The organism is Mariniflexile sp. (assembly GCF_041583155.1).
GTDB lineage: Bacteria > Bacteroidota > Bacteroidia > Flavobacteriales > Flavobacteriaceae > Mariniflexile.
On record NZ_JBFHGK010000013.1, the window covers coordinates 77911 to 95522 of the forward strand.

At 32.9% G+C, this 17612-nt stretch carries 17 protein-coding genes; 9 read left to right on the plus strand and 8 right to left on the minus strand.

The features are described 5' to 3' along the window. Positions 1–88: 88 nt before the first annotated feature. From hemE to hemA, 5 genes are read right to left on the minus strand one after another with little or no spacing between them, the layout of a single operon-like run. Entirely contained in the window at positions 89–1123 is a 1035-nt protein-coding gene (gene hemE, locus ABYI63_RS06960) for a uroporphyrinogen decarboxylase (protein WP_372754847.1), read from the minus strand. 38 nt (positions 1124–1161) lie between these two features. Further along, positions 1162–1878 (minus strand): TrkA family potassium uptake protein, encoded by a 717-nt coding sequence (locus tag ABYI63_RS06965; RefSeq protein ID WP_372754849.1) that lies wholly within the window; start codon positions 1876–1878, stop codon positions 1162–1164. Positions 1879–1890: 12 nt separating this feature from the next. Then, a complete protein-coding gene (locus ABYI63_RS06970; RefSeq protein ID WP_372754851.1) occupies positions 1891–3633 on the minus strand; it encodes a TrkH family potassium uptake protein in 1743 nt (580 codons plus the stop codon). A gap of 26 nt (positions 3634–3659) precedes the next feature. Further along, positions 3660–5237 carry a hydroxymethylbilane synthase gene (gene hemC, locus ABYI63_RS06975; protein WP_372754853.1) on the minus strand — a complete coding sequence of 526 codons (1578 nt, stop codon included), beginning with the start codon at positions 5235–5237 and terminating at the stop codon, positions 3660–3662. After that, positions 5230–6489 (minus strand): glutamyl-tRNA reductase, encoded by a 1260-nt coding sequence (gene hemA / locus ABYI63_RS06980; protein WP_372754855.1) that lies wholly within the window; start codon positions 6487–6489, stop codon positions 5230–5232. Before hemA ends, hemC begins: the two co-directional genes overlap by 8 nt. Positions 6490–6673: 184 nt before the next feature. On the opposite strand from hemA, the gene ABYI63_RS06985 reads away from it, so the two are divergent. From ABYI63_RS06985 to ABYI63_RS07025, 9 genes are all read left to right on the plus strand, one after another. Next, positions 6674–7579, plus strand: a complete 906-nt coding sequence (locus tag ABYI63_RS06985; protein ID WP_372754857.1) for a helix-turn-helix transcriptional regulator — start codon at positions 6674–6676, stop codon at positions 7577–7579. 4 nt (positions 7580–7583) lie between these two features. Next, on the plus strand, positions 7584–8288 hold the full coding sequence (locus ABYI63_RS06990; protein WP_372754859.1) for a ThuA domain-containing protein: 705 nt from the start codon (positions 7584–7586) through the stop codon (positions 8286–8288). A 91-nt stretch (positions 8289–8379) separates the two neighbouring features. Further along, on the plus strand, positions 8380–8538 hold the full coding sequence (locus tag ABYI63_RS06995; RefSeq protein ID WP_372754861.1) for a hypothetical protein: 159 nt from the start codon (positions 8380–8382) through the stop codon (positions 8536–8538). A 52-nt stretch (positions 8539–8590) separates the two neighbouring features. Further along, positions 8591–9625 (plus strand): ferrochelatase, encoded by a 1035-nt coding sequence (gene hemH, locus ABYI63_RS07000; RefSeq protein ID WP_372754863.1) that lies wholly within the window; start codon positions 8591–8593, stop codon positions 9623–9625. Beyond that, positions 9625–10977: an MATE family efflux transporter gene (locus ABYI63_RS07005; RefSeq protein ID WP_372754865.1), complete on the plus strand. Its 1353-nt coding sequence runs from the start codon at positions 9625–9627 to the stop codon at positions 10975–10977. Before hemH ends, ABYI63_RS07005 begins: the two co-directional genes overlap by 1 nt. Before the next feature lie 2 nt (positions 10978–10979). Continuing rightward, positions 10980–11528, plus strand: a complete 549-nt coding sequence (locus ABYI63_RS07010; protein ID WP_372754867.1) for a CopD family protein — start codon at positions 10980–10982, stop codon at positions 11526–11528. A 229-nt stretch (positions 11529–11757) separates the two neighbouring features. After that, positions 11758–13218 carry an ATP-binding protein gene (locus ABYI63_RS07015; RefSeq protein ID WP_372754869.1) on the plus strand — a complete coding sequence of 487 codons (1461 nt, stop codon included), beginning with the start codon at positions 11758–11760 and terminating at the stop codon, positions 13216–13218. Between the two features lie 6 nt (positions 13219–13224). Continuing rightward, on the plus strand, positions 13225–13635 hold the full coding sequence (locus tag ABYI63_RS07020) for a hypothetical protein (RefSeq protein ID WP_372754871.1): 411 nt from the start codon (positions 13225–13227) through the stop codon (positions 13633–13635). Between the two features lie 3 nt (positions 13636–13638). Continuing rightward, positions 13639–14421 carry an enoyl-CoA hydratase/isomerase family protein gene (locus ABYI63_RS07025; RefSeq protein WP_372754873.1) on the plus strand — a complete coding sequence of 261 codons (783 nt, stop codon included), beginning with the start codon at positions 13639–13641 and terminating at the stop codon, positions 14419–14421. A gap of 107 nt (positions 14422–14528) precedes the next feature. Here the strand turns inward: ABYI63_RS07025 and ABYI63_RS07030 are convergent, their stop codons facing one another. The 3 genes from ABYI63_RS07030 to ABYI63_RS07040 all read right to left on the minus strand — a co-directional run bounded on the left by ABYI63_RS07030 (position 14529) and on the right by ABYI63_RS07040 (position 17072). Beyond that, entirely contained in the window at positions 14529–15140 is a 612-nt protein-coding gene (locus ABYI63_RS07030) for a hypothetical protein (RefSeq protein WP_372754875.1), read from the minus strand. Positions 15141–15417: 277 nt separating this feature from the next. Next, positions 15418–16014 carry a hypothetical protein gene (locus ABYI63_RS07035; RefSeq protein WP_372754877.1) on the minus strand — a complete coding sequence of 199 codons (597 nt, stop codon included), beginning with the start codon at positions 16012–16014 and terminating at the stop codon, positions 15418–15420. 461 nt (positions 16015–16475) lie between these two features. Then, positions 16476–17072 (minus strand): hypothetical protein, encoded by a 597-nt coding sequence (locus tag ABYI63_RS07040; protein ID WP_372754879.1) that lies wholly within the window; start codon positions 17070–17072, stop codon positions 16476–16478. Between the last annotated feature and the right edge of the window lie 540 nt (positions 17073–17612).

Sequence of the window (17612 nt, forward strand, 5' to 3'; positions counted from 1 at the left end):
TTGGTTTTAGATAGAATAATATGTATTCAACGTTTTAAGTTTTAGCAAATAGGGTTGCGTTTGTTAAAGTTTCTAGCCTGTAGGTAGCTTAAGATGGACTTTTATACTCCTTAACAGCATCTACAAATGCCTTTGCATGATCTAACGGAATGTTAGGTAAAATGCCATGACCAAGGTTTGCAATGTATTTGTCTTTACCGAATTCGTTTATCATTTGGGTCACCATTCTTTTTATATCGGAAGGGGGAGACAATAAACGTGATGGATCAAAGTTGCCTTGAAGCGTGATGTTACCACCCGTTAAATAACGTGCATTTCTTGGTGAGCAAGTCCAATCTACTCCCAAAGCAGCAGCGCCAGACTTCGCCATATCGTTTAACGCAAACCAACAACCTTTTCCAAAAGCAATTACTGGTGCATCGTCTTTTAAGGCGTCTATAATCTGTTGGATGTATTGCCAAGAAAATTCTTGATAATCTACCGGAGAAAGCATACCGCCCCAAGAATCGAAAACCTGTACAGCATTACAACCTGCTTTTACTTTTTCTTTTAAATAAGCAATGGTAGTGTCGGTTATTTTTTGAAGTAACAAATGGGCTGCCACTGGGTTTGTAAAACAAAATTCTTTAGCCTTATCGAAGGTTTTACTGCCTTGACCTTGCACACAATAACATAAGATGGTCCATGGGGATCCTGCAAAACCAATTAAGGGAATCTCATCATTTAATAATTCCTTAGTTGCTTTTATAGCTTGGTAAACATAACCTAAAGCTTCTTTAACGTCGGGAACAATAACGTTTTCAACATCTTTAGACGTGCGAATGGGATTTGGTAAATAGGGCCCAAAGTTCGGTTTCATTTGCACTTCAATATTCATAGCTTGAGGAATAACCAAAATATCACTGAATAAAATAGCAGCATCCATGCCATATCTACGAATAGGCTGAACAGTAATTTCACTGGCTATTTCTGGTGTTTGGCAGCGTGTAAAGAAGTCATATTTCTCTCTAAGTGCTATGAATTCTGGTAGATAGCGACCTGCCTGACGCATCATCCAAACAGGTGGACGGTTAACAGTTTCTCCTTTTAGGGCTCTTAAAAATAAATCGTTTTTTATGCTCATATTGTTTGTTTCTTGTTTAGCAAGATTGGTTTTTTCAATTATATATTTTTATTTCTTAAATCATATTCTTCTTCGCCCATACAATAGTTTTCAATATCCTTGTTATTGCCATAAACAACTAAAATATCTTTTTCTAAAATTAAAGTATTGGGTGATGTTCTTCCTATGGTTTCTTTTATTATGGTTTTTTTACCAATTAAATTCTTTTTTTCCTTTTCTCGAATGATGGTAATTAATGTTAATCGATACTTATCAATAGAATCTAATTCTTGCAAGGTTTTACCAAAAAATTCGGGTTTTGCTTTTACTTCAGAAATGGTGAAGTTATTATCCAACTGATAATTTTCAAGAGTCGATTTAAAGTTAATTTGTTTTGTAAGTCTATCTGCCGAATCTTGTTCTGGGTGCACAATACTATGTATTCCCATTGCCTCTAAAACCGTATCGTGAATAGGGGATAAAGCGCGACTTATAATTTTAACATTACATAATTTTTTAATGATGGCTGTGGTAATGATGGCTGCACCTTCGTTTTCACCAATGGCCACAATAACCTTATCTGCATCTTTTAAAGGAACAGCTTCGTAAGCTAATTCGTTTGTGGAGTCCATACAAATGGCGTGCGAAATTTTATCTTTTACAAGATTAATTTTATCCATTTGTTTATCAATAGCGATAACTTCATTACCAGTTTCAGTTAAACTTAATGATAAAGCCATACCGAAATTCCCAAGTCCGAAAACGATTATCTTCATTTTAATGACTGATTAGTTAATTAAAATATTTTCTTTTGGTAGCTCGTAAAACTGATGATTCACTTGTCGTAATAAACCAATCATTAAGTTGAGCATTCCTATTCTTCCTATAAACATTACTGCTATAATAACGTATTTACTTACCTCGGTAAGTGTTGGTGTAAAGTTTAAACTTAAACCAACGGTGCTATATGCCGAAAAGCATTCAAAAACCACCGTTAATAGTGGCGTGTCTTTAGGTTCTAAAATTAGTAATGCCATAATAGCAATACCAATAATTATTAATGAAATACTTAAAATAGCGAAAGCTCTGGATGTAGATTCTGCCGAAAATCGTCTTCCAAAAATTTCTATTCTACTTTTTCCCTTCGCTATAGTAAGTATGTTTAATGTTGCTAATGCAAAAGTACTGGTTTTTATGCCACCTCCGGTTGATGCTGGCGAAGCACCAATCCACATCAAGAATATAACGAATAATAATGAAGGCATCGTCATTTGTGAGTAATCTATCACGTTAAATCCGGCAGTTCTTGGTGACACAGAGCCAAAGGCTGCATTTGTAAGCTTTCCGAAAAGGGTGGCATGGTCTAAAAGCGTGCTGTTATATTCGGAAATAAATATGAATATCCATCCAAAAAATAGTAAAATAAGGGTGGTATAAATTACTATTTTAGAGTTAAGAGTTACTATAGGAACCCGTTTATGAATAATTTTATTATTGAAGAATTCTAAAACGTAGGTTTTTAAATATTTGTAGAAATTGAATATAATGTGATGCCCCAGACCACCAAATACAATGAGGATCATAATAATCCATTGGAAGACATAGTTAAATCGAATACTTTGATCGAATAAGCCAGCTGAAAATATTGAAAAACCAGCATTACAAAATGCCGAAATAGAATGGAAAATAGAAAAGTAAAATTTATTACTGATAGCCGTATTTGTAGATACAGTAAAATAGATGAATATTGCCCCCACTAATTCAACAGCGAGTGTAAAAACAACTACATTCAATGCCACTCTAAAAACATCTTTTAGGCCTTCATGTGCTAAAAAATCTTTGGTATTTAAACCTTCTTTAAATGACGAACTACCTCTAAAAAAAAAGGCGAAAAACGAAGTAAAGGTTAATATACCCAAACCACCTAACTGAATTAAAACAAGTATAATGGATTGCCCAATTAAAGTAAAATCGGTGGCAGTATTTACTACTGTTAATCCGGTTACACACACACTGCTAGTGGCTGTAAATAAGGCATTGGTAAAACTAATGCCGTTTGTGGTAGCACTAGGCAACATTAGTAAAAAAGCACCCGCTAAGGCGAGTATCACAAAGCTGCCAACAAATACGATGGCTGGGTTAAAGTATACGTCGTAAATATGCCTAACTAATACTAAAAGCCTGAGTAAGAAGTATAATATTAAACCACCTTCTAATACGGGTTTTATTTTTTGTAAGATAATATCCGAACTTTCACCAAAATTAGCTAATGAAATTATTAGAGAAGTAACAAGTAAAACCGAAATAATAATGATGTTTACAAATGCTACATTTTTTAAGCGTTTGTATTGGTATTTTACAAACTTAAAAACATTAAAAAACAGCAGAAAAAACAAAAGTATTATGAGCCCAATAACATGTGGTGATGTAAAGTTTTCGTTAAAATCGTAACCAAAATCAAAAACAATAAAAAGGAGAACTATTATATCAAAAAAGCGATAAAGATAATTTAATAACGATTCTCTTTTCATCTTAAATGTATACCAATGTATGGAGTTTAAACGTAGTGTTCATTGACTAATTCAATAACGCTTTCAACGGTTGGCACTTTGGCAATTCTAACATCTTTAAAATGTTTTTTAGCTTCTGTGGCTGTGGTTTCACCAATACAAAAAGCTATAATTTCAGCATTGTTTTTCTGAATAAAACTTTCAACAGTTGAGGGACTGTAAAACATTACACCTTCAACAGTATCGTCTACTTTTATACCGTCAAATTTGGTTTGGTAGGCTTCAACTTCTGTTACTTTAATTTTGTTTTCTTCTAAAATAGTTGGCAAATCATCTAAACGCAAATCACTACAGAAATAAGTTACTTCGGTACCTTCCATAAACTCTACTAAATACTTAGCTAGTTTTTTAGCGTTATTTTCAAAGTGTTTTACTTTACCTATTTTAGTTTCTACAAGACGTTTGGTACGACGACCAACGCAGTATATGTTTTTAAACTGCAATTCAACCGCAGAATAGTTCGTAATTAACGATTCAACCGCATTTTTACTGGTTATCACCACATTTTCAATTTCATTTTTTAAAAATCGCGGGTGAATTCTGTTTAGACTTATTTTTATAAAATCGGCACTTTCTGCAACCACCTTTTCATGAAAAAGTAAACGTTGGTCTTCAGTAAACGATTTTGTTGAGTATATATTTGTTTTTTTGTTCGCGTTTTTAATGCTGTCCATCAGGCGTTTGCCCCCACGTTCTATTACAAAATTGGCACAGAACTCTGCCATATCATGGTGTTCGCCTAGTTTTTTTACACGCGTTACATCAATTCTTTTAGAGCCATCAATACTTAATAAAACGCCTTTAAAATTAACCTCTTCATTTTTAATGTAAGCAAGAGCGCCAATAGGTGCGGTGCAGCCACCTTCCAGTTTATTTAAAAATTCACGTTCAATGGAGGTGCAAATTTCAGTTTCTTCATGGTTTAACTCTTTACAAGCAGTACGAACAAATTCGTCTTCAGCTAAAGCCGTAACCATTATAGCACCTTGTGCTGGAGCTGGAATCATCCAGTCCAAATTAATGGCTTCTTCTGGTCTTAATCCAATTCTACCAATACCTGCTGCTGCAAAAATAGCAGCATTCCAATTTTCATTGTCTTGTAGTTTTTGTAAACGTAAATTCACATTTCCGCGTAAATCCACAACAGTATGCGTAGGAAAACGATTTAACCATTGCGCACGTCTGCGTAAACTTCCAGTTGCGATAACAGCCTCTTTAGAACCTAAAAACTCTTCGTTATGTTTAAAAACTAACGTATCGTTAACATTACCACGTTTTAAAACTGCTGCTTGTACAATACCTTTTGGTAAAACGGTTGGCACATCTTTAAGTGAGTGTACTGCAATATCAATGTCATGGTTTAACATGGCAATATCTAAGGTGCGAGTAAAAATACCTGTAATACCAAGTTCATATAAGGGTTTATCTAAAACTAAATCGCCTGTAGATTTTACAGGCACTAATTGGGTTTTATAACCTAAACTTTCAAGTTGAATTTGTACTATGTTAGCTTGCCATAGCGCTAATTCGCTATCGCGGGTGCCAATTCTTATAATTTTAGACATGTGTTGTGGGTTCTAACTGAAACACTTTTTTTATGAGTTCCAGACTTTCATCGGTAGGAATGCCATCATCTTTTAAATGATGTGCAAAATGATTGGTTATTTTTTGAATAATATTGTTGCTAATTAACGCGGCTTGTACTTCGTTAAAATCGCTATTTTTTTTGCGTTGTGTTTCTAATTCTGCCGTAGCAAAATCTAGTAACTTATCCTTTAAAGCTTTAATGGTTGGGGCAAATTTTCGTGTTTCCAACCAATCGTTAAATTCTGCTTTTACTTCTTCAATTATGGCTTCAGCAAAAGGAATGTGCTCTTTTCTTGCTTCTAAAGTTTGGTCGGTAATTTGAGATAAATGATCCAAATGTACTAACGAAACGTTATCCAATTCTTCCACGTTGGCATCTACGTTTTTTGGTATTGATAAATCTAAAATTAGAAGCGGTTTGTGCGTTTGAATTATATGTTTATCAATTGTAGGGCGTTGGGCACCAGTAGCTACAATTAAAATATCTGAAGTGTGAATCTCTTCTTGTAAGTTGGCATAATCTTTAACAACAAGATTGAACTTTCCTGCAATTTTTTCAGCTTTATCCTTCGTTCTATTGATTAAAGTGATATGTTCGTTTTTTGTATGCTTAACTAAATTCTCGCAGGTGTTTCGTCCTATTTTGCCGGTTCCAAAAAGTAAGATATTTTTACTTGAAATATCTTTAACCGTATTAAAAATATATTGAACTGAAGCGAAAGAAACCGAAGTTGCCCCCGATGAAATTTCAGTTTCATTTTTAATACGCTTACTTGCTTGAATTACGGCATTTACCAAACGTTCGGTAAAGTGATTTAACAATCCAAATTTTTTAGATTGTCTTGCACTAATTTTTAACTGACTAATAATTTCGAAATCACCAAGAATTTGGCTATCTAACCCCGAACCCACACGAAACATATGAGACACGGCATCATTATTTTTATAAACGTATGCCACTTTTTGAAACTCTTCAACAGTACCTCTTGTGTTATCGCAAAGTAATTGGATAAGTTGAAAAGGGTGTTCTGCAAATCCGTAAATTTCTGTACGATTACAAGTAGAAGTAACTACTAAACTTTCAATAGCATTTTCTTTAGCTTGATTAAGCAATTTTAATTTCGCGTTTTCATCTAAACTAAAATGACCTCTTACGTCGGCATCGGCTTTTTTGTAACTCAAGCCTATGGCGTAAAAGTATTTGCTTTTCGAAATGTTATATTGGTGCATTTTTTTTCGCGTAATTCAGAAAGCAAATGTATATTTATGATTAGTAAAAAAACAACGCTAAAAGAACTTTTAGTGTCGTTTGTGGTTTTTTAGACTGCTTTTTAACAAAAACATGATAAATATCATACTTTTGTGGTATGAGTACCTCATTTTTTACTGCTAATTTAGAATTAAACTAAATAAGATGATAACAAATAACGAAGAAAGGTTTGTGAAAAACAACGCTAAAAGTTCATTTGAAGAAACAAAAGTGGAAGATGGGTTTTTGGTTTTAGTGTATAAAAACGACAGTAGCGAAACCCAAAATGTTCTTAAAGAAATAGATAGCGATTGTATTCAATTTCACTTTTGTGTAAAAGGTATGAGCAAATTTGTTTTTAATGAAGGTCGCTATTTGCTAAATATACTTGAAGAAAACTCATTGTTATTATACAATCCACAGCGCGATTTACCAATTAATCTTCAGGTGAATCCTAATTCTTGGATGGTTTCTGTGTTAATTTCAATTAAAAAGTTCCACGGATTGTTTTCCCAAGAAGCCGATTATATTTCATTTTTAAATGAAGATAACAAAGATAAAAAATACTATAAAGATGGTAATATTACACCATCTATGGCTATTGTTTTAAATCAATTATTGAATTATAATCTGAATCATTCCATAAAAGATTTATATTTTAAAGGTAAAGCTTATGAATTGTTAAGTCTTTATTTTAACCGAAGTGAAGATGCTAATATTGAGCAATGTCCGTTTTTGGTGGATGAAACCAACGTCATAAAAATTAGAAAGGCTAAAGATATTATAGTTAACAGGATGGCAGAACCACCGAGTTTACAGGAATTGGCCGACGAAATAGGTTTACCGCTTAAAAAACTAAAGGAAGGATTTAAACAGATTTACGGCGATTCGGTTTTTAGTTTTTTGTTCGATTATAAAATGGAAGTGGCTAGAAAACTTTTAGAATCGGGTGAAAATAATGTAAACGAAGTGGGTTTACGTGTAGGTTACAGCACCGCAAGTCATTTTATTGCTGCATTTAAAAAGAAGTATGGTACAACTCCTAAAAAATATATCATGTCTTTAAATTAATTTTATGAAAAGTATTTTAATAGTAGTTGTCTTATTTTTTATTGTCTCGTGCAGAACAACAGATAAGGTTCTTGTTTTTTCTAAAACCACTGGTTTTAGACATGAGTCCATTGAAACAGGTATAAAAACAATTCAAGCTTTAGGCAAAGAGAATAATTTCGAGGTTACCAATACCGAAGATGCCCAGCAGTTTTCTGTTGAGAATTTAAAACAATATAAATTAGTGGTATTCTTAAACACTACGGGGGATGTGTTAAATGACGATGAAGAAAAGGCTTTTGAAACGTTTATTAAAAATGGTGGCAGTTTTATGGGGATACATTCGGCTACAGATACGGAGTACGATTGGCCTTGGTACGGTAAATTAGTAGGTGCTTATTTTTTAAGTCACCCGGAACAGGCAACTGCAACCTTAATCCGAGTAAATGAAAATCATCCTTCTACGAAGCATTTACCTGAACAATGGGTGCATTATGACGAATGGTATAATTTTAAGTCTTTTAATCAAGATATATCTGTTTTGTTACGCTTAGATGAATCTTCCTATGATGGTGGTGTACATGGTGATTACCATCCTATAGCATGGTACCATGAGTTTGATGGTGGGCGCTCGTTTTACACAGGTTTAGGGCACACCAACGAGTCGTATGCGGTTCCTGAGTTTAAACAGCACCTTTTAGGGGGTATTTTGTATTGCTTAATTCGGTAATTTTGTAAGTAATGTTGCATTTACTTGACTATTTCTTAACAAAAGGCTTAGGAAATGGTTGTATTTTTGCAACAACAAAAAAAACATTACAATGAAATATTTAACCCCAGAAATTGAAGCATTGCTAAAAAATAAGAATTCAAAATCTTTAGTTCGCCCTAGTACATCTTGCGGTATTTTTCAAGATTGTGATTATACCGAGGAGCGCCCTAAACTATATCATCAGGAAAAAACTGAAGAACAATCTTAGAATTACTTGTGGCAAAATATGAGGATTCTAATTTCTATCGTATTTTTGCAACATGAAAAAAGGAATCTTACTTGTAAATCTTGGCTCCCCAGATAGCCCAACTCCAAAGGATGTAAAAAAGTATTTAGGCGAGTTTTTAATGGATGAGCGCGTTATCGACATTCCATTAATTGCCCGAACAGCATTGGTTAAAGGCATCATATTAAAAACACGCCCAAAACAATCCGCAGCAGCATATAAAAAAATATGGTGGAAAGATGGTTCGCCATTAATTGTACTTTCGCAAAGACTTCAGAATAAATTACAAAAACTAACCAGTTTACCTGTAGGTTTAGCGATGCGTTATGGTAGTATGACCATTAAGAAAGGCCTTCAAGAGTTAGTAGATAAAGGGGTGGATGAGGTATTACTGTTTCCGTTGTATCCGCAATTTGCTATGGCAACTACCGAAACGATTACTGTGTTGGCCGAAGAACTTCGTGAACAATATTTTCCAAATTTAAAAATAGAGTCTGTTCCTGCATTTTATAATAAACCCGATTATATCGAAGTACTTTCAAATTCTATTAAAAAACATTTAGAAGGTGTAAACTACGAGCATTTATTATTCTCGTATCACGGTGTGCCGGAGCGTCATATTCGAAAAAGTGATATAACAAAGTCACATTGTAAAATAGATGGAAGTTGCTGTGCGACACCTAGTAAAGCGCATGAATTTTGTTATCGTCATCAATGTTTGGAAGTAACTAGGTTGGTTGCTGAAAAACTTCAAATTAAAGAAGGAAGTTTCTCTACATCATTTCAATCCCGATTAGGATTCGACCCATGGTTGCAACCTTATACCGATAGAACTATTGAGCGTTTAGGGAAACAAGGTGTAAAAAACATGGCCATTGTAACGCCAGCCTTTGTGAGCGATTGTTTAGAAACCTTGGAAGAAATAGCTATGGAAGGTCAGGAAATTTTTCATGAAATGGGAGGTAAAGATTTTACAACAGTTCCTTGCTTAAATGATGATGATGAATGGGTAGCACTCTTATCAAAATGGGTTAACCATTGGGCAGCCTCTGAAACCCAGCATGCATAATGGCAAAAATATCATCACAAGATTTAGGATCGCAGCCAATTGGTAAAATTTTAATTAAACAGGCGGTTCCTGCATCTATTGGTATTTTAGTAATGTCACTTAACGTTTTGGTGGATACTATTTTTGTTGGTCAATGGATTGGTTCTATTGCTATTGCCGCCATTAATGTGGTATTGCCAGTTTCTTTTTTTATTGCTGCTTTGGGTATGGCTATTGGTATTGGAGGTTCTTCCATTATTTCAAGAGCATTGGGGGCAGGAAACAGAGATAAAGCTTTAAAAACTTTTGGAAATCAAATTTCGCTAACCATTTTACTTACAACGGTTTTTGTTGGCACGGGGTTACTGTTTGCAGATGCCATTATTTTAGGTTTTGGAGGTAAAGGTGCAATTTTTGAACCTGCTAAAGTTTATTACACCATTGTGTTATATGGCGTGCCTTTTTTAGCGCTGAGCATGATGGGAAATAATGTTATTAGAGCCGAAGGTAAACCTAAGTTTGCAATGTATGCCATGATGATTCCATCAGTTGGAAACCTATTATTGGATTATATTTTTATTAATGTATTAGATTTTGGAATGGAAGGCGCTGCATGGGCCACCTCCATTTCTTACACCTTCACGTTTGTTTATATTGTTTGGTATTTTCTTTCCAAAAATTCAGAATTAAAAATAAATACCACTCATTTTGGATTAAACTCAACTTTAGTTAAAGAAATTGGGTCTTTAGGTTTTGTAACTCTTGCCAGGCAAGCCGTTGTGAGTGTTACCTATTTATTTATGAATAATATTCTATTCGATTTAGGGGGAGAAGTTTCTGTAACTGCTTATGCTATTGTTGGTAGAATGCTCATGTTTGCCATGTTTCCTGTTTTGGGAATTACACAAGGTTTTTTGCCTATTGCAGGATTTAATTATGGTGCTAAAAATTACGACAGGGTTAGGGAAAGTATTAATATAGCCATTAAGTTTGCCACCGTATTATCAACTTGTATATTTTTGGTTTTAATGTTGTTTCCTGAGGCCATTACACGCATGTTCACAACCGATTTAGAGGTTATTAAACAAACCCCGAACGATATGAGATGGGTGTTTGCCGCAACCCCGATTATAGCTGTACAACTTATTGGAGCTGCCTATTTTCAATCTATAGGAAAAGCAATTCCAGCATTATTATTAACCTTAACCCGTCAAGGTTTTTTCTTTATACCGCTAATTTTAATATTACCAAAATTTTATGGCGAACTAGGTGTGTGGATAGCATTTCCGATTTCCGATGTGCTTTCAACCATAGTAACTGCCTATTTTTTGAATAAAGAAGTGAAGACTAATTTAATTAATCAACCTATCTAGTTATGGAATATTACAATTACATTAAATCATTTCATCTTATTTTTGTAATTACATGGTTTGCAGGGCTTTTTTATATTCCAAGACTCTTTGTTTATCAAATAGAGGCGTTCCATAAACCCTCACCAGACAAGGAAATTCTGGGGAAACAATTAAAACTAATGGCCAAACGCTTATGGATTATTATTACATGGCCTTCAGCTATTTTATCAACCTTTTTTGCTATTTGGTTACTCATTTTGCAGCCTTATTGGTTACAACAATCATGGATGCATGTAAAGCTAGCCTTTGTGGTTTTACTTTTTATTTATCATCTAAAAACACATCAATACTACAAACAACTTCAAAGTGATGAGGTTAAAAAAACATCAAGTTTTATGCGTATTTGGAATGAGGGAGCCACCTTTATTCTATTCGCCGTGGTGTTTTTGGTGATTTTAAAAAGTGCCATCAATTGGGTTTGGGGTGTGGTAGGAATCATCGTTTTGGGCATTCTTATAATGTTGGGGTTTAAAGTATATAAGAATATACGGGATAAAAATCCGGATGCTTAATTAAAAGTAAATTATCAAGCATCAAATTTAAAATTCCAAGTATTACTTTCTGCAGTTTACGATTTTTATTTTTTTTTGGAATTCTTCCAAACGATTTTTGGTTCAATTATTGCTATATTTAATGCAGTATAAATCTACATGGAACAAGAATTGTTAATAATTTCAACCAAAAGCGGTACGTTTAAATGTGAACGGCATGCGTTCCTTCCAAATCAAAGAAAATAGGCGCATGAAACTTAAAAAACTATCTCTGCGAACCCGCATTTTTTTAGCTATGATCCTTTTGGTATTATTAGCGTCTATACTTATTTCTTTGGTTGCCATTTATCAATATAAAGAACAAAGTGAGGATTACCATAAGGAGCGTTTAGATAGGAAAGAAGAAAATATTCAAACGCATTTAAAACGGGTTCTAAATGGACGTCAGAATACATGGGAAGTTAAAACCGAAAACATTCCGTTAATATTTAAAGATGAAGTTTATAATATTGCAGATATTCATAAACTTCAAATCAACTTATACGATTTAGAGGGATCTTTACTTGTTTCGTCAAAGGCAGGTTTGCAAAATAATGAAGCAGACCATTGTATAGATGCCGAAATTTTAAATGCCATTTCTAATACAGCAATACATCGTTTTGTGGATAAGCGTATAGAGAATGGTGAAACATTTCAATCGTCTTATACCTATTTAATCGATCAAAAATCCAAAGCCATTGCGATATTGAATTTGCCTTATCTAGAGAAGGATGATTTTTTAAATAAAGAATTGCAGGAGTTTTTAACACGTATCGGTTACGCCTTTATGTTTGTGTTACTTATGGCAATTATTATTGCCTTTTTGTTATCAAAATACATTACAAAATCGTTAAAAACCATTAGCGATAAGATTAATACAACCCGATTAGAAAAACGTAATCAAAAAATTGTTGTAGACGATACTAGTGAAGAGATTTCAACACTGGTAAATTCATACAATAGTATGATTGATGAGTTAGAGGAAAGTGCTATTCAATTGGCAAAGAGTGAACGAGAACAAGCATGGCGAGAAATGGCTAAGCAAGTAGCGCATGAGATTAAAAACCCATTAACTCCCATGCGTTTAACAGTTCAAAATTTTCAACGTAAGTTTAATCCAGATGATGAAAATATTCATATCAAGCTTGATGAATTTAGCAAAACTTTGATTCAACAAATTGATACGATGAGTTCTATTGCGTCTGCGTTTTCAAATTTTGCTAAAATGCCAGCCCAACAAAATGAAACCTTAAACGTGGTTAATATTGTAAGATTAGCACTCGAAATTTTTAATGAAGATTATATTGTTTTTACTGCTGAAGAAGAGGAAATTATAGCGAAATTAGATAGAACACAGTTAATACGTGTTGTTACCAACTTGGTTAAAAATGCGATTCAGGCTATGCCAGAAAACCATACGCCAAAAATAGATATCAATGTTAAGAATGAAGATAGCAATGTGGTTATTACTGTATCGGATAATGGTTCAGGTGTTTCCATTGAAAATATAGACAAAGTATTCGAACCAAAGTTTACTACCAAAACTAGTGGTATGGGCCTTGGATTGGCTATGGTTAAAAATATTGTAGAAACTTATAGAGGAAGTATAACCTTGGAATCCAAAAAAGATGTTGGGAGCACTTTTAAAGTGATGTTTCCTAGAGTAAAATAAACGAACATGAAACGATTATTTTTTATTTTATCTATTGTTGCTTCCATGAATATTTTCGGGCAATCTGGTGTATATGTTTATGGCCATCCAAAAGATGTAGAGAAAAGTTTAAAATGGACACTTTCATTAAATGAAGATGGAACTTTTTTATATCATTTTTATAGAAAGGGTGGTATTCCTGCTGAAGAGAATTTTTATGGAAAAGGAACTTGGTGGTCTGATAAAAATAGTATCATTTTTCAGACAAATAAAGAAACAGATATGGATGAAAAACATACCATGGATTTTACCAATTCCAAAGCGCGATATATTACGAAATCGCCTAGAGATAAATCGGATAAAGTGGTGAAAACAGCTTTAAGGTTTTATGCCTCCGAAATACCTTATATTATAGGACTAAACTTATTAAAGGAATAACTTATGAAATTTAATAACTTACTTTTTGAAACAGAAGCTGGTGTAACCACCATTACCATCAATCGACCCAAAAAATTGAATGCACTAAATATCGAAACTATTGAGGAGTTGCATAATGCCTTTAAGAAAGCTGATAATGATAAAAGTACTAAAGTAATTATTGTTACAGGTAGTGGGGAAAAAGCCTTTGTTGCTGGTGCAGATATTAGTGAATTTGCCGATTTTTCTGAAGAAGAAGGCAAGCAATTGGCACTTAAAGGGCAAACAATTTTGTTTGATTTTGTCGAAAATTTAAGTACTCCAGTAATTGCTGCGGTTAATGGTTTCGCTCTTGGTGGTGGTTTAGAATTAGCTATGGCCTGCCATTTTAGGGTGGCTAGCGATAACGCTAAAATGGGATTGCCCGAGGTGTCTTTGGGTGTTATTCCAGGTTATGGTGGCACGCAACGATTACCGCAATTAATTGGGAAAGGACGTGCCATGGAATTGATAATGACTGCCAGTATGATAGATGCTAACCAAGCTTTAAATTACGGTTTGGTTAATCATGTAACAACCCAGGAAGAATTATTACCACTTTCTGAAAAGTTAGCTTATAAGATAGCTAACAATTCTTTAGTTGCTATAAGCCAAGCTATTAAAGCCGTAAATGCGAATTATAAGGATGGTGTTAATGGATTTCATGCTGAAATTGTTGGGTTTGGAAATTGCTTTGGAACGGACGATTTTATAGAAGGCACCACAGCTTTTTTACAAAAACGGAAAGCTAATTTTCCCGGTAAATAAAGGGTAGTGGTGGTGTTGTTAATGTCTTAATTGATTTCGATTGTATATAAAACAAAAAGAGTGAGCTAAATGCTCACTCTTTTAAAAACAATTTGATTAATTAATTATTAAATTTCTTCTGTAAATTCTCTGCCTTCTGTAGTGCAAACAATTTTGTAAGTACCTTTATCTTTACCTGTAAGTTTGAAAATTCTACTGGTGTTTTCAGTGTCTTTAACTGTTTCAGAATAAATAAGTTCTGGGCTTCTGAAGCTGCTTGAGAAGCTAGTAAAATAAACAGCTATTTTCATTGGAGCCTTGTTTAAAGATAATCTTGAAACAAAAGCAACATCACCTTTAATTCTAGTTACTGGCTTGTAAATTGTAGTTTCTAATTCTTTATCGAAAGTAACAGTCTTTGCTACTACGTTGAAAGGAATTGTTTGAATTTCTACATCTTTATCAAGTTCAAAAATATAACTTCCATTAGGTAAAGATGTTAAATCGAATCCTTTAGAGAATGTTCCAGATTTTTGAATTTGCTCTTTATATAGTACAATACCATTGTTGTCTTTGATAGACAATAGGTTTCCTTGCTTTACATTATCTAAAGTTACAGAGATTTCTTCCCCATCATTTTTAATAGTATAAAAAGATGTTTCATTTGCGAAACTTAACATAGTAACAAACAGTGTTACTAATAAGAATCCTTTTTTTGAGTTGTTTAATACGTTTTTCATGATTTGGTGTTTTTAACGTTTTACATGACAAAGGTAATATCGTTTTAAAGGTTTTAAAACATTGAAATTGACCAATTTGTATGCTATTTTATCTGTTATTTTTAAGTGAAATTATTGTAAAATTAATATAGTATATAAAGGTGGTAATTGAGTGTATTTTAATTAATCTGCCAACTTTATAAAGATGAACTCCTACAGGTGTTCGGGGTATTACTGTTTAAAAAAAAAGTGAGCCACCACAGCTCACTTTACCAACTAAACTAAATAAGACATTAAACTAATTATTAATGAATGTTGTGTACTCCTTGTTATCGGAAGTAATTGCTATTTTGTAGTCACCTTTTCTTAAATTGTATACTCTTTCTATGGTGTTAGTACCTCCAACTTTTTCTGAATGAATTAATTCATAATTGTTGTTTGTTATTTCATAGATGCTAATATGCATAGATTCTAAGTTTGTAGCTAACTTACTAATAAATACTAAGTTGTTTTTTTGATTTACAAACGGTTTAAAAACTGTAGTTTCAGCAGATTTGTTAACATTAACATCATTTGCTTTAACCGTAAATGGTATTGTGTTAATTTCTAAATCTTTATCTAATTCAAATACATATTCACCATCTGGAAGAGAGGTTAAATCAAAACCTTTAGTGTAAATTCCAGTTTTTTGGATAAGCTCTTTATAAAGAACGACACCACTTGCATCTTTAATAGATAATTTGTTTCCTTCTTTTACATTGTTTAAAGTAAGGGATGTTTTTTTAGCATCTTTAGCAATAGAATAGAAAGATGTTTCATTTGCGAAGCTTAACAAGGTAGCAAACATTGTTACCATTAAGAATCCTTTTTTTGTGTTGTTTAATATATTTTTCATAATCATTAATTTCATAATTGATACTGCAAAGATATGGTGGGTATGTGGTTATGAAAACATTGATTTTGACGTGTTTCTATGCTATTTTATCTGTTATTATATTGTTGATTGCGCACTGAGTTAAAATAGCATATATTGATGGTAATTCATCATATTTTGCTAAAATCGGTTTTGTTTCTTAGATGTTTTTTGGCGGATAATTATGGTGTATTAAAAGTTGTTACTTGGTTCCTTATTAAGATGTAGTTAGGAATTGATCTATCTATATTATTGTATAGTATTTTATCAATATAAGGTTGTGGCTGGTGTTTTATATTTCTTTCATTCAATTAATTTATACCTACATACAGGTATATTGAATAGCTATGGCTTAAGGGGTATGCTTTAACCGGAAAATATAAAGCAAAAAAAAGTGAGCCACCACAGCTCACTTTACCAACTAAACTAAATAAGACATTAAGCTAATTATTAATGTAGGTTGTAAATTCTTTGTCATCAGAGTTAATAGTCACTTTGTAATAACCTTTTTCTAATTTGTAAACTTTTTCAATAGTTTTAACACCTTCAACTTTTTCAGAATATAGTAATTGAAATTCTAAATTGTTGTGTGTGTAAATACTAATCTTTACAGGTTTTAGGTTTGTAGCCAGTTTGCTGATAAAAAGTAAATTGTTTTTTTGTTTTACATAAGGTTTGTAAGTGGTACTTTCTAACTCTCTATTTACAATAACAGTTTTTGCATTTACTATAAAAGGAATGGTTTTAATTTCCATGTCTTTTTCTAATTCAAAAAAATACTCTCCATTAGGAAGTGATGTTAAATCAAAACCTTTAGTGTAAATTCCTGATTTCTGCATTAACTCTTTATATAGTACAATACCATTTTCATCTTTAATTGAAAATACGTCACCTTGCTTTACATTATTTAGTGTAAGCGATGTTTTTCTAGCATCATTCATAAAACTATTAACAGATGCTTCTTTAGCGAAACTTAACATAGTAACAAGCATTGTTACCAATAAGAATCCTTTTTTAGAGTTGTTTAATAGATTTTTCATAATTTGGTGTTTTTAACATTTCACAAGGCAAAGATATGTTAGGATTACGTCTGTTAAAACATTGATTTTGCCATATTTATGTGCTATTTTATCAGGTATTATGAAAGTGGGGTAGTGCAAGGTTAAATTAGTATATAACGTAGTTAAAATATCATAATCCTTTCAAATTATGTTTTTTTCAAAGGGTATAAAAATGGACAGTATATATATAGCATCAATTTTAACCGGTAGCTATATTTTCAGTGTACGGTAATTTGGTGGTAATTCGGATCAATCCTAAAAGTTGTGTGTGAATTACAATAAGATTACGATTTTTGTAAAAAAAGAGCACCTTGGACAATTACCTAGACTTATTAAAACTTATTCTTCCAGAATTTTTGATTAACCATTTTGAATTATTTAAGAACACAAAAAGCGGCGAGGTCATGCATCTCTATTTTGAAGAGCGAAATATAGCTCCTAAAGAAGAAGCCTCAAGAATACTTATTGCCCATGGCTTTCATAAAGAAGTAACCATTCAAGATTTTCCATTGCGCGGAA